The sequence below is a fragment of the Petralouisia sp. genome (assembly GCF_056822245.1).
This window is the reverse complement of record NZ_JBQIOP010000052.1, coordinates 14,709-28,987: the sequence shown is the minus strand read 5'-3', so window position 1 is coordinate 28,987 and position 14,279 is coordinate 14,709. Positions and strand designations below refer to the sequence as shown.

The 14,279-nt window shown below is 43.0% G+C and carries 11 protein-coding genes; all 11 read left to right on the top strand.

Annotation, left to right across the window (positions count from 1 at the left end):
* Nucleotides 1–538: 538 nt before the first annotated feature.
* The 11 genes from ACTO17_RS16600 (at nucleotide 539) to ACTO17_RS16550 (ending at nucleotide 14,277) form a co-directional block, all read left to right on the top strand.
* Entirely contained in the window at nucleotides 539–784 is a 246-nt protein-coding gene (locus ACTO17_RS16600; RefSeq protein ID WP_482558707.1) for a hypothetical protein, read from the top strand.
* Nucleotides 785–880: 96 nt separating this feature from the next.
* Nucleotides 881–2,488, top strand: coding sequence for an N-6 DNA methylase (locus ACTO17_RS16595; protein ID WP_482558706.1), 1,608 nt, complete (start codon nucleotides 881–883; stop codon nucleotides 2,486–2,488).
* Complete coding sequence (locus tag ACTO17_RS16590; protein WP_482558705.1) at nucleotides 2,475–3,611, top strand: restriction endonuclease subunit S; 1,137 nt, start codon at nucleotides 2,475–2,477, stop codon at nucleotides 3,609–3,611. The genes ACTO17_RS16595 and ACTO17_RS16590 overlap by 14 nt, the downstream gene beginning before the upstream one ends.
* Before the next feature lie 3 nt (nucleotides 3,612–3,614).
* Complete coding sequence (locus ACTO17_RS16585) at nucleotides 3,615–7,046, top strand: type I restriction endonuclease subunit R (protein WP_482558704.1); 3,432 nt, start codon at nucleotides 3,615–3,617, stop codon at nucleotides 7,044–7,046.
* Nucleotides 7,047–7,067: 21 nt separating this feature from the next.
* A complete protein-coding gene (locus ACTO17_RS16580) occupies nucleotides 7,068–8,291 on the top strand; it encodes a DUF262 domain-containing protein (RefSeq protein WP_482558703.1) in 1,224 nt (407 codons plus the stop codon).
* A 101-nt stretch (nucleotides 8,292–8,392) separates the two neighbouring features.
* Entirely contained in the window at nucleotides 8,393–9,031 is a 639-nt protein-coding gene (locus ACTO17_RS16575; RefSeq protein ID WP_482558702.1) for a GmrSD restriction endonuclease domain-containing protein, read from the top strand.
* Entirely contained in the window at nucleotides 8,991–9,263 is a 273-nt protein-coding gene (locus ACTO17_RS16570; protein ID WP_172536480.1) for a hypothetical protein, read from the top strand. The genes ACTO17_RS16575 and ACTO17_RS16570 overlap by 41 nt, the downstream gene beginning before the upstream one ends.
* A gap of 558 nt (nucleotides 9,264–9,821) precedes the next feature.
* Nucleotides 9,822–10,898, top strand: a complete 1,077-nt coding sequence (locus ACTO17_RS16565; RefSeq protein ID WP_482558701.1) for a zinc-binding dehydrogenase — start codon at nucleotides 9,822–9,824, stop codon at nucleotides 10,896–10,898.
* Between the two features lie 45 nt (nucleotides 10,899–10,943).
* Entirely contained in the window at nucleotides 10,944–12,323 is a 1,380-nt protein-coding gene (locus tag ACTO17_RS16560) for an MFS transporter (protein WP_482558700.1), read from the top strand.
* Between the two features lie 34 nt (nucleotides 12,324–12,357).
* Nucleotides 12,358–13,407 carry an NAD(P)-dependent alcohol dehydrogenase gene (locus ACTO17_RS16555; RefSeq protein WP_482558699.1) on the top strand — a complete coding sequence of 350 codons (1,050 nt, stop codon included), beginning with the start codon at nucleotides 12,358–12,360 and terminating at the stop codon, nucleotides 13,405–13,407.
* A 33-nt stretch (nucleotides 13,408–13,440) separates the two neighbouring features.
* Nucleotides 13,441–14,277: a class II fructose-bisphosphate aldolase gene (locus ACTO17_RS16550; protein ID WP_482558698.1), complete on the top strand. Its 837-nt coding sequence runs from the start codon at nucleotides 13,441–13,443 to the stop codon at nucleotides 14,275–14,277.
* The last annotated feature ends 2 nt before the right edge of the window (nucleotides 14,278–14,279 follow it).

Sequence of the window (14,279 nt, the reverse complement as noted above, 5' to 3'; positions counted from 1 at the left end):
GACATTATACCATAAAAAGGGAGGTCAATGCTCTTTTATTTGCAAACTCCCATAAAATCAAGGTTTGAGTAACAAAAAATCAGGTAGGATTTGACACTACCCAACGGATATGGGAAGGCTTTTGTATGAGAGCTATGGTTTTGTGCATATGAAGGATGAGATGGAACTGCCGGAAAGTTGTTTGTAGAAGGAGTATGTATGGACATTAATAAATGGAGAGAGGAAAACAGATGTTGAAGAGACTGTCTGAGAGAGGGGCAGAAGATATATTACTCCGACATTTAACCGCCGGAGTAATAGTGTAAACATAATTGAGGCTATGCTTTTTATGGACGGAAAGGCATGGCCTTTTTTTGTAAGTGAATCCGGAAAATGGTTACCGGTATTATTCCATCAGCCAATTGTACGGAAGTTTGAAGATACGCTGCATCAGATAGAAAGCGATATTTGAAAACAGTTGTGCAGGGTTTTTATCTACAGTTTTCTTCTGTTCCGCTATGCCCCGTTGATTGGGCCGGATATTTTATCGGGAATTTTAGTGAAAGCAACAGGGCAATCCGTATTAGATTTTGCGGCGGAGAATTTATTATTAAAGTGGAAAACAATTTGTCATTTCAAAGCAAAGAGGAATAAATGGCATTTAACCAGTCTACGGACATCAGCGGACGGGCAACAGATTCCATGGGAATTCATGCGGCAGGGTGTTTTTGAACGCGCGGTTGAAAAAGCAATCATCAGAGGTTATAATAATGGAAAAACACCGGGGCTGTGCAGAATGACGTAGAATGGTTTTCCCATATAGGCGATGAGTTTGAAAAATTCTTTTGGCTATAGCAGTTTCCGCACATACGGACATAGATTGGAAAGGACAAAAGCTAAGATGGCAAAGAAGAAAACTGCAGAAAAAACATTGAACATAGATAATATATTATTTAATTGCAGGGATATTCTGCGTGCAGCGCGCAATTCAGGCTCATTCTTTGAAAAAAGAGATATGATGCTTACACTTGTTTTCCTGCGTTTTATTGGTGAGGAATACGAGGATGGAATTGAGAAACTTCGTCAGACTTTGATTGAACAGGGCTTTGACCTCAAAGATGAAAATATCAGAGCAGCTTTTTTTGATGATGCAACTTTCACGGACAGCACCTATAATTTGTCGGAAGAAGCAAGATGGTCAACCATTATCAATACACCTGCGCCGGGACTTAACGTTGCCCTTGACGTGGCTTTACACAGTATTGCAGCAGGGTCAGATGATTTAAAGGGCTGTTTTGTTGAAGGTACATTTACAACCCGTAATCTTGCACCAAATGACATAAAAAAGCTTGTGGATGAAGTGAATAAAATCAGCCATAAAGCATTTGGAGAAGAAAAAGATCTGATCGGACATGTATACGAATATTTCCTCAAGGAATTTGCCGTTAATGCCACAAAAGAAGAAGGAGAATTTTATACTCCTCATGATGTGGTTCAATTGATTGCATCTATGATTGAACCTTATGACGGAATGTTATACGATCCCTGCTGCGGTTCTGGCGGCATGTTTATTCAGAGCGCTGTTCTTGTGAAATCAAGGCAGGGTGATATCAATCGAATCAACATTTATGGGCAGGAAAAGGACGCGGCTACATATCGGCTTGCAAAAATGAACCTGGCGCTTCGCGGACTCAGCCATAATCTTGGTGAAACAAATGATTCTTCCTTTATTCATGATTTGCACAAAGGAGTGTATTTTAATTACATAATGGCTAATCCTCCATTTAATCTTAAAGGGTGGTACAATGATCATCTGAAAAATGATCCTCGTTGGGCTGATTATCAAACGCCGCCGGAAAGCAATGCAAACTATGCCTGGATTCTACACATGCTTTCGCATTTAAAATCTGCTGATGGCGTCGCCGGATTTTTGCTTGCTAATGGCGCATTGAATGATAGTGATACTTTTGAAATCCGTAAAAAACTGATACAGAATGATAAAGTGGAGGCCATTATTGTTCTGCCAAGAGAATTATTTATTACTACCGATATAAGCGTTACCCTTTGGATTTTGAATCAGAATAAAAAAGGGGGCAACTATCACGGCAGAAATCTGCGTAATCGTGAGTATGAAATACTTTTTATGGATTTGCGCCAATGGAAAGAGAATCCTGTTAAGGGGGAAAACAAAAAGAAAGTACGTTTGACAACGGAACAGATAGAAAAAGCCTCCGGAATTTATCACACTTGGCAGAGCCAAGGAACTGACGGAAGCAAATATGAAGTACCTGAACTTTATCGTAGCGTAGGCATTGACGAGATTGAATATAAAGGCTGGACGCTAACTCCGAGCAAATATATTGAGTTTATCGACCACGATCTGGACATTGACTATGCCAAGGAAATGGGGCGTATTCAGGCAGAAATGAAAGAAATAATGAAACAGGAAAGGAAATCACAGCAAATGCTGGAAGATGCATTCAGGGGGATTGGGTATGGGATTAACTAAGTACAAAATAGGGCAAATAGTGACTATAGTTGATGAAAGGAATGCTCTCAGCATTAGAGAGTTCTATGGAATAAACATTAATAAAGAATTTATGCCTACTGTTGCAAATACGGAAGGACTTGATGAAACGAAGTATAAAGTCGTTAGAAGAAATCGCTTTGTATATAGTGGTATGCAAACTGGCAGAGATGCGTGTATCAGAATAAGTATGTATAATAATGATACCCCCATTTTAGTTTCACCTGCTTATATCACTTTTGAAGTTACAGCAACAGATGCTGTCCTTCCAAGTTACTTTTTTATGAAATTTCTGTCCAGAGAAAAAGACAGGTATGGTGCATTTTGCAGTGATGGCAGTGTTCGTTCAAATCTCGATTGGGAAGCATTCTGTGAGATAGAATTGGAACTTCCAACGCTTTCTATTCAGCAAAAGTATGTAGATATTTACAATGCCATGCTTTTCAATCAGCAAAGCTATGAGCGTGGATTGGAGGATTTGAAACAGGTTTGCGATGCTTATATTGATGAACTCAGAAAAAAATTGCCACATCAAAAATTAGGGACTTATATTTCAATCAGCGATAAAAAAAACGACGAATTAGAGTATGGAATCCATGCGGTAAGAGGGGTTTCAATTGAAAAGAAATTCATTGATACAAAGGCAAATATGGAAGGAGTTTCTCTTAAGCCGTATATGATTGTTAATCCTAATGAATTTGCGTATGTAACAGTAACTTCAAGAAATGGAGAAAAAATTTCTCTTGCCCGTAATAATAGCAATGAGACTTATATATGTTCTTCCTCTTATATTGTATTCAGGGTTAATGATACGGAAAAATTAATGCCGGAATACTTATCAATGATATTTGAACGCAGCGAATTTAATCGTTATTCCCGTTTTCATTCATGGGGAAGTGCAAGAGAAACCTTCGACTGGGAGCAAATGTGTGAAGTTAGAATTCCTGTTCCTGATATCAAGATTCAACATGATATCATTAATATATTTAAAGCGTATAACATTCGCAAAGAAATCAATGAAAAACTAAAAGCAAAAATTAAAGAGATTTGCCCCATACTTATAAAGGGTTCGATGGAGGAAGGAAGAAAAACAAAGGAGGCGTAGCCTATGGCTAAGCTAAAAAATTACAATGGCCGTTATTGTGAAGCAGAATATGAATATGCCTTTATTGGATTTTTGGAGGCTGAAAACTGGAAATATTCTTCTGGCAGCGCTATTTCCCGTGCAACAAAAAGAGACGTGCTGATTGCTGATGACTTTAAGAAGTTTATTGCAGGTAGAAATGCGGATTTAACGGAAGATGAGGTTACTCGGATTTATGATAATGTGCGTCTGGCAGGCAGTGAAAGTGATTTTGCCACTTTGCACAAGGTGTATGGCTGGATGGTTGACGGCATTCAGTTTATACCACAGGACGGACTGGCGAGAATGATACCGCTTATTGATTTTGAAAATCCGGACAGGAACATATTTCGTGTGGTAAATCAGTTTACAGTAGAATATACAAATAATGGTCAGAAAGAAAATCGCAGACCAGACGTGCTTTTGTTCGTAAATGGTATGCCGTTATGTGTAATGGAACTGAAAAATCCTGCCGATGCCAATGCCACCATTTATGATGCATGGGAACAGATTAATATACGTTATTGGAGAGATATTCCCCATTTATTGCATTATTGCCCTCTTGCCTGCATTTCAGACGGCGTAAAAACAAGACTTGGAACAGTTCGTACGCCTTATGAGCATTTTTATGCTTGGCGCCGCGTGAATGAAAGCGATAAAATATCTTCTCTGCCTTTTGAAGAAACAAAGACAATGATAAAAGGCGTATTTAGTCCTGTTCGGTTTCTTGAAATTTTCAGAGACTACATTTATTTTCAGGACAGCGTTTATGATAGTTCTGAGGTAGAAATCGTGTGCCGCTATCCACAGTTTTTTGCAGCAAGGTTACTAAAGCAAAGTATTATAAATTCTGTTATCGAAAAAAGCGGTAAAGGCGGGACATATTTTGGCGCAACAGGATGCGGAAAAACTTACACAATGGCGTTTCTTGCCCGTCAGCTTGCCCTTCGCTGTACGGAGATTCCTCAGATTGGTTCGCCCACGATTATTCTGATTGTTGATCGCGATGAACTTCAAAAGCAGGGAGCAAGGCTTTTTACCAAAAGTAAGGAATTCCTGAATCTGGGGGAGGTTTCTGTTATAAAAAACAGAGCAGAGTTAAGACAGGAGCTTGGTGCAAGGCAAACTGGCGGTTTCTATATCTGTACCATTCAGAAGTTCTGCGACCGTGAAAATGATAAAATGGGGTTGATCAATAACCGCCGAAACATCATTTGTTTTTCTGATGAAGCTCACAGAACCCAACTTGAACATGCCAAAAAAATTCAGTTCAGCAAGAACGCTGATGCAAATATGAAAGCTATGGTGTCAAAGCCTTATGCAAAGGTGTTAAAAGAAGCTTTTCCGCAGGCTGTTTTCGTGGGTTTTACAGGGACTCCGATTGCAGAAACTTATCAGACCTTTGGTGAGGAGATTGATCGGTATACCATGGATCAGGCAGTTGCTGACGGATTAACGGTTTCGATCAAGTATCATCCCCGTATTGCAAAGGTGCTGCTGGATAAAGAAAAGGTAAAACAAATTGAAGATTACTATAAAAAATGTGCTGATGACTGTGCCACACAAGAGGATATCGAAGCCAGTAAAAAAGCAATGAGTTCAATGGAGGTCATTCTTGGAGAACCATTACGTTTGGAGCGTCTTGCGGCGGATATTCATAACCACTATGTTTCTTCCTGTGCAGGTGACCCAGATAGAATACAGAAAGCCATGGTAGTTTGTTCAAACAGAAAAATAGCTTATGCTTTACTGCAAACATTTAAGGAGAAATATCCGGAATGGTTTGAAGAAAAGAAAAGCGCTGACGGAGTGCTTGTAACGGAGGAAGAACTTAAAGAATTGAAGCCGGTGCCTTTTATGGCTATGGTATCAAGTGTGAGCAGTAATGACGATGCAGAGATGTACAATTATCTTGGCGGTGTTCGTAATAGTAAGCGTTCTGAAGAATTGGACGAAGTTTTCAAACAGGAAAAATCAAATTTTCGTATTGTAATTGTAGTCGATATGTGGATCACTGGATTTGATGTGCCGTCTCTTACATACTTATATAATGACAAACCTCTCAAAAAGCATCTGCTGATTCAGACTATCAGCCGGGTAAATAGAAAATATCCTGGAAAAGAGTTTGGAATGGTTGTTGATTATATTGGAATTCGCGATAACATGCGTGAGGCCATGAAACTTTATGGCGGAGATACTTCTGTGGCGCCTACATCCGATGATGTTGAGCAGGCAGCCTCTGTATTTCGAGAAGAACTGGGAATCTTAAAAACATTGTTTGTGAATTACGATTTGGCATCTTTTCTGAATCCAGATTGTGATCCTGCAGAGCGCTACAGGCTTCTTGCAAAAGCAGCCGAATATGTATTTGCATCCACACAGGAATTGCAGATGGAGAGGGACAGAAAGACTCAGAAGGTTCCATTCAAAACGTACTTCTTACAGACAGTAAAGAGAATGAGACTGGCTTTTGACATTTGTCAGCCTTCCGGAATTCTTGGTGAAGAAGAATCTGCACTGGCACAGTGCTTTATGGCAGTGGCAGGCTTTGTGCGCAAATTGAGCGGAACAAGCGAATTGGATACCGATATGATGAATCGTGCAGTTTCCAGAATGGTTGAGGAAGCCCTTAAATACAACCAGGTCGAAAGCGTTCTTGAAAGCGGCAGAGAAGAAGATATTTTTTCTCCAGAATACTTTGATAAATTATCTGATGTCAAAATGCCTGCAACGAAGCTGGAGCTGCTTGTAAAAATGCTTCGTAAGCAGATAAAAGAATATGCAAAAATCAATCAATTAGCGGCAAGGACTTTCCAGGAAATGTTGGAAAAGACCATTGCAGAATACCATGAAAGACGTAAGCGTCTTGATGCGGAAGAAGCCGGAGAAGCGCAGGAGCAGGCTTCTGAGGATATTATTAAGATTGCAACAGAGCAGGCTTTGACTATTTTACGTCAGATGAATGAAAACAGAGAAAGTTTCCGTAAACTTGGCTTAACGTTTGAAGAAAAAGCTTTTTATGATATTTTTATAGCCCTGCGTGACCAGTACGATTTTGAATATGGAACAGATAAGAAAGCAGACGGAGTTGTTATCAATGACAAGTGCAAAGCTTTGGCAAAAAATGTAAAAGAAATAATTGATACAAAATCATCTTTTGCCGATTGGCTCAATAATAAAAATGTCCGCAGTCAGTTGAAACTTGAGGTTAAGATATGTCTGGTTAAAAATGGCTATCCGCCGCAGTACAGTCCTGAGGTATTCCATAAAGTGATGGAACAGGTCGAAAATTTTGAAGAGCATTCTGACAGTTACATATCCGATTCTGAGAGTACTGATTCTTCTGGGATGTATCAATTTCAACCATCAAAGGTGTTGATGGTTGCTGAGGAGTCTGAACCCATGACGGACGCATAATAGGAAAGGGGAGACAGATACATGAAAAAAATAGACAAAACAGACACAATTGAAACTATTTTTACAAGAGGGCGGTTTGAAGTAGACTATTATCAGAGAGAGTACCGTTGGGGCCGGAAACAGGTTGAGGAACTGATTATGGATTTTTATCATGCATTCCAGAACGACTACGACCCGGTGGAGCATACATCCCCTCAGGCGGTAGAAAAATATGGTTACTACTTCATGGGAAGCATCATTTGCACAGACAGCTCCCCGCGGCAGATTGTGGATGGACAGCAGAGACTTACAACGCTGACGCTGCTGCTGATTTATCTGAGAAATCTTCAGAAGCAGGTGAAAGGAATTCCGTTTCTTCCGGTTCATATTGATAACTTGATTTATAAGGATAACTTTGGCGCAATGGCATTCAACGTAAATGTGGAGGAACGCAATTCCTGTATGCAGGCATTGTGGGATGAAAATAAAGCGTACACTTCAGACAATGAGAGCAATCAGAACTTATTAGCCCGTTATTCGGATATTGAAGAATTATTCCCGGATGAGCTGAAAGGAGAAGCCCTTCCCTATTTTATTTACTGGCTAAAGGGAAAAGCGCTTCTTCTGGAAATTGATACGCCTTCGCAAGACGAGGCGCATACGATTTTCCTGACGATGAATGACCGGGGACTCAGCCTTAACAGTGCGGAAATGCTGAAGGCATTTATTATCCAGCGGGTGGATGAAGAGGACAGAAATGCAGTCAATAAAATCTGGCAGCAGAACATCAGCAGTATAAAGAATGTCTGTGAGGCGCAGAGCAGCGGCAATGTGAAGGCGGAAGATGTGGATTTTATCTCTGCCTGGCTTCGGGCAAAATATGCAAATTCGATTCGTGAAACCAAAAAGGGTGCGGAGGACAGAGATTTTGAATTGCTGGGAGAAAAATTCCATACCTGGGTACGCCAGAACGCGCGCACAGGCATGAAGCTGACACAGCCCAAACAGTATAAAGAACTGATTACAGTAGAGCTGGAGCAGATGACAAAACTGTATCTGCGCATTAAGGCATATTCCAGGCAGATGACCAAAGGCTATGAAGCTGTATTCTATAATGCGCACAGAGACATCACTTATCAGACCTATCTCATTATGTCTGCCGTTAAGGTTGATGACGCCCCGTCCGTTGTGGATGCAAAAATTAAAATGGTCTCTGCCTTTGTTGACATTTTGCCTCAACCAGAATTTTCAATTATAAAAAAGTAAACTGGAATACGAACAAGTTCCTGCTTTTTAAGCTGATGTGCCAGATCCGGAATGAAGATCTTAAAAAAATTGGAATCAAGCTTACGGCGGCATTACAAAGGATGCCGGAAATACTGGATGCAATTCAGCATTTTGAACTGAATCAGTTTACAGGCCGGTATATGCTTCATATGTTGGCGCGGCTGACGGATTATGTGGACACGAGAATGGGACGGGCATCTCAGTTTGCAGCTTACATTGACCGCAGACCAAAGAGCTCCTATGACATAGAACACATCCTGCCGGATGATTACCAAAGCTACGCAGCAATGTTTAATGACGAGGATGATTTTCATAATAACCGCCGTAAATTTGGCAATTTGATTTTGCTGACAAGCGATCACAATAGAAGCTACCAGGATATGAATTATGGGCAGAAGGTTTCCAGGTATCTGAGTGACAATATTCTGGCCCAGTCCCTCAATGCGGACGCTTATCAAAACAATCCTAAGTTCCTCCCGTTGGCCCAGGAGTTTGGCTTTGCTTCCTATGCGCAGTTTGATAAGAACGCAATCCGCGAAAGGCTGCAGTTGTATACGCGTTTGGCCCAGGCAATCTGGAATCCTGAAATTATAAAAGACCTTGCCGGAGGATGGGATGACGCGGCAGTAATTGCCGTTCAGAAAGGAAACGGAAACAGATATACTGTGGAATACGGCGATGGCCGCAGTTGGGAGGACGCAAGAAAATTTTTGCGTTGAAGTCAATGGTGTTTTAACGCCTGTCCTTTCCTGTCAATGGGCAGACACAGAAGCAAAAGACAGGCTTTTGGCCCATGAACTGTTCCTGGGCGTTCAATGGTATCGTACGGTTCCGGTTGAAGATGGTTACTGGGAAAAAGGCATGAAGAGCGTGCCGATGGTTGCATACACTCTGACAGATGAAACCACTCATGAAAAAGTTCTTTCCCATATGGGAATTGTCCTTTCATAAAAATATGAAGGGCTGCTGTATTAAGAAATATAACTGCAGGATATGGCATAATTTCTATATCACAAAATCTTGTATGTTTGCTTCTTAATGCGGCAGCCCTTTTTTATTCTATAGGAAAGACCTTGTCACGCTAAAGCGTGAAAGTATCTCTCCTATAGAATAAAAAATAATATGCGCACTCGTGCGAATAGAAGATGTCACTGCGTGACCGCACTCGGCGCAGCAAATCGTCCAAGTCCCTCATGAATGAGGGATTTAGGGAGTTGAAGCGGACTTGTCCGCTTTGTTATTCTGCATATCATAATCACGTTATCTTTAAAACACAGAAAAATCTGTGAAAAATAAACAATAACAATCCTTTAAACCAAAGAAAAATGACAAAATAAAGATATAGTTCTGTGTAATATGCTGAAAATCTTTAAAACACAGAAAATAAATTGACAAAAATAAAGATTTGAAGTAGACTGTAATTACATCAAAGGACAGCGTTTCCGGCCGGGAGCAGCAAGATGCAAGAAACCAAGAGGCATGATACATTCATTAAAAAAGGAGAAGAACATGAAAGCATTAGCAAGATATGGAAAAGCGTTTGGCGGATATCGGATGATCGAAGTACCAGAGCCTGAATGTGGCCCGGAAGATATTATTATTGAGATTAAAGCAGCGGCAATCTGCGGAGCGGATATGAAGCACTACAAAGTGGACAATGGCTCTGATGAATTTAATTCCATCCGGGGACATGAATTTGCCGGAGAGATTGTAAAAGTGGGGGAACTGGTGAAGGACTGGAAAGTAGGACAGCGGGTGGTATCGGATAACAGCGCCCATGTATGCGGCGTATGCCCGTCCTGCGAACAGGGAGATTTCCTCTGCTGCGAACATAAAGTAAACCTGGGACTGGACAACAATACCTGGGGCGGTGGATTTTCCAAATACTGCAAGGTTCCCGGTGAAATCCTGAGAATTCACAAACATGCCATCTGGGAGATTCCGGAACATGTGGAATACGAAGAAGCGGCTGTGCTTGACCCAATCTGCAACTCCTACAAAGCCATTGCGCAGCAGGCGCATCTTCTGCCCGGACAGGACGTTGTGGTATTCGGAACCGGCCCGTTGGGACTGTTTGCCGTACAGGTTGCCAGAATTATGGGAGCTGTGAACATCGTAATGGTGGGACTGGAAGAGGACACCAAGGTTCGTTTCGCCGTGGCAAAAGAACTGGGCGCCACCCATGTGGTAAATGGTTCGAAAGAAGATGTTGTTGCCAGATGTACGGAAATCTGCGGAAGAGATAACCTGGGACTGGTTGTGGAATGCTCCGGCGCCAACATTGCTTTGCAGCAGGCCATTGAAATGCTTCGTCCAAACGGAGAAGTGGTTCGCGTGGGAATGGGATTTAAGCCTCTGGAATTCTCCATCAATGACATTACATCCTGGAATAAGAGCATCATCGGACATATGGCGTACGATTCCACCTCCTGGAGAAACGCAATCCGCCTGTTAGAGTCCGGACAGATTAAAGTTCAGCCTATGATTACACACAGACTCGGTCTTTCTGAGTGGGAAAAAGGATTTGAACTGATGGCAAACAAAGAGGCGATTAAAGTCATTTTCCACTATGACTTCGAGGACTGATTTTAATAAAGAGTGAAAAAGAATGAGAAAAGAGAGGAAAATATTATGGCATCTAATGCAACGAAAAGCGTGAATATCGGTGCAAGGCTTGACCGGCTTCCGAATTCAGGCTGGCATATTAAGATGTGGCTGGTATCTGCCTTCGCCCTTTTAGTTTGCTGGTCAAACGGAATCGGCGGCGCGGTACAGAACATCCTTCTGAATGAGCTGCACTGGCTGGAGGAAGGCAGCGCCCTTCTGGCAATGTGGGGCACTACTTATACGGCGGGACAGCTGTTCGGCGCACTGGTAGGCGGGCCTATCGGTGATAAAATCGGACGTAAGAAAAGTATTCTTTTGTATGAAATGATACATATTATCGCCATGGTTGGCGGCGCGGTTTCACCTAACATCGGAATACTCTATGTATTCAGACTGGTGCAGGGCTTCGGCCTGGGCGCGCTTCTTGTAGTATTGTTTGCAGGATTTACAGAATATGTTCCCGGCAGAAACCGCGGCGTATGGTCAAGCCGGAACTCCTTCATCGGGAACTGGGCCCATCCGGTCTGCAACGGAATTGCATTTGTGATAGCCCTGACAGGAATCAGCTACAATATGAACTGGAGAGTCCAGTACATGATTCCCTCTATCCTGTCCATCCTTGCGTCTTTGCTGATTGCAAAGAAATTTCCGGAGTCGCCCAGATGGCTGGAGGCTCAGGGAAGGACAGAGGAAGCCGATGAGATTATGACAAAAATTGAAAAGGAAATTGAGGCTTCCACAGGCAAACCGCTGCCTCCGGTAACAGAAGCGCCCAAGGACGTAAAACAGCTCCCCTATTCCGCCCTGTTTCGCGGTAAGCTTTTAAAGAGAACCATTGTAGGCTCTCTGGTACTGATCGGCATGAATACCATTCAGTATACCTTGATGAACTGGATGCCCTCCCTGTTAAGAGCACTGGGATATGATACTTCCTCCTCACAGTTTATGACCATGTTCGGACTGTTCGGCGCTCCCTTCGGAATTTTTATCGCATCTTTGATTATGGATAAGATTCCAAGACGCGTGATGGGTGTGGGACTGCTGGCAGGCATGGCAGTTCTGGGAATTATTACAGGACAGCAGACGCAGATGACCCCGCTGATCGTTTCCACCTTCTTCCTGAATACGGTAATTTACATGTATGTATGCTACGCATCTGCAGTATATGTGCCGGAAATGTGGCCTACCTCCGCAAAACTCTCCGGTTCCGGATTCTGCAATGCAGTGGGCCGTGTCAGCAACATATTTTTCCCCTTCCTTGTAACTTATGTTGCAAGCTCCATGGGAAGCGGCGGAGTGTTTGTACTGATTACAATTGTAGCGGTGATTATTGCAGTGTGTGTATTTATTTTCGGTGTTGAGACAAGAGGAGAATCTGTGGAGGATATCGGTAACGTAGAATAAATGGACTGCAGCTTGCAGAAAGGAGACAAACCATATGAAAAATACAGAGGCAATTCTGGTAGTTCCCGGAACAATGGAAATCAAAGACGCGCCTGTGCCGGCGCCGAAGGATGATGAGATTATGCTGAAGGTGGAGTATGTGGGAATCTGCGGTTCTGATGTGCATGGATTTGAGTCAGGCCCCTTTATCCCGCCCAAAGATCCCAACCAGAAGATTGGATTGGGCCATGAATGCGCCGGAACCGTAGTGCAGGTGGGAAGCAAGGTGACAAAATTCAAACCCGGTGATCGGGTGAACATTGAACCGGGCGTACCCTGCGGTAAATGCAAATACTGCCTGGAGGGACATTACAATATCTGCCCGGATGTGGACTTTATGGCTACACAGCCTAACTACAGAGGCGCATTGACCAATTATCTCTGTCATCCGGAGAACTTTACCTACAAACTTCCGGAAAACATGAGTACGATGGAGGGCGCCCTGGTGGAGCCTGCGGCAGTAGGAATGCATGCGGCCCTAAAAGGCGGCGCAAGACTGGGCAAAAAGATTGTGATTCTGGGCGCAGGCTGTATCGGCCTGATGACCCTGCAGGGCTGCAAGAGCCTGGGCGCAACAGACATTGTGGTGGTAGACGTAATGTCGAAACGTCTGGAAATGGCAAAACAGCTGGGCGCATCTGAAGTGATCAACGGAATGGAAGAAGATACCGTCAGCAGATGCAAAGAACTGGTGGGAGAGCTTGGAGCAGACATCGTATTTGAAACAGCAGGCTCACAGATTACTGCAAAGCAGGCGCCTCAGATTGTGGCAAGAGGCGGAAAGATTATGATTGTGGGAACCATCCCGGGCGAGGTGCCCATTGATTTTCTGAAAATCAACCGGGAAGTGCAGATTCAGACGGTATTCCGTTATGCAAATAATTATCCGATGACCATTGACGCCATTGCATCCGGAAAATTTGACGTGAAATCCATGGTGACTCATATTTATGATTATCAGGATGTGCAGAGGGCGTTCGAGGAATCGGTCAACTGCAAGAAGGACATTATCAAAGGCGTAATTAAAATTGAAGAAGCAGACTAAGGGAAACGAAAATAGATTCAGGGAGGAAAACAAATGTTAGCAGATATCAGATATTGGGAAAACAAGGCAAAAGAAGGAAAATTTGCAATCCCTCATTTTAATGTATGGAACGCAGAAATGCTGATGGGCGTCATGGACGCCGCAGAAGAGGCCAAGGCTCCGGTGATTATTTCCTTCGGAACCGGATTTGTGGGAAACACTTCTTTTGAAGATTTCTGCCATATGATGGTTTCCATGGCAAAGAAAGCTACTGTTCCAGTCATCACCCACTGGGATCACGGCCGCAGCATGGAAATTGTGCAGAATGCATATGTACATGGAATGAATTCTGTGATGCGGGATGCGTCCGCATATGAATTTGAAGAAAATATCCGCCTCACCAAAGAAGTGGTAGATTATTTCCATCCTCTGGGAATACCGGTGGAGGCAGAACTGGGCCATGTGGGCAATGAGACTGTCTACGAAGAAGCTCTTGCAAGCTATCAGTACACAGACCCGTCCCAGGCGGCGGAATTTGTAGCGCGCACCGGCTGCGATTCTCTGGCGGTTGCCATCGGAAATCAGCACGGCGTATACACCTCCGAGCCGAAGCTGAACTTTGAAGTGGTGGAGAAAGTAAGAGACGCAGTATCCGTACCTCTGGTGCTGCACGGAGCTTCCGGAATCGGCGATGAAGATATTAAGAAAGCAATTTCTCTTGGAATTGCCAAAATCAATATCCATACCGAATTGTGCCAGGCTGCCATGACTGCAATCGGGGCAAATGTTGATAAGCCGTTTCTGGAGGTGGAAAGAGCAGTAAGACTGGCTGTAAAACAGCGGGCCCTGGAGAAAATTGTTTTATTCGGAGATGACGGAAAGGCGGAATAATT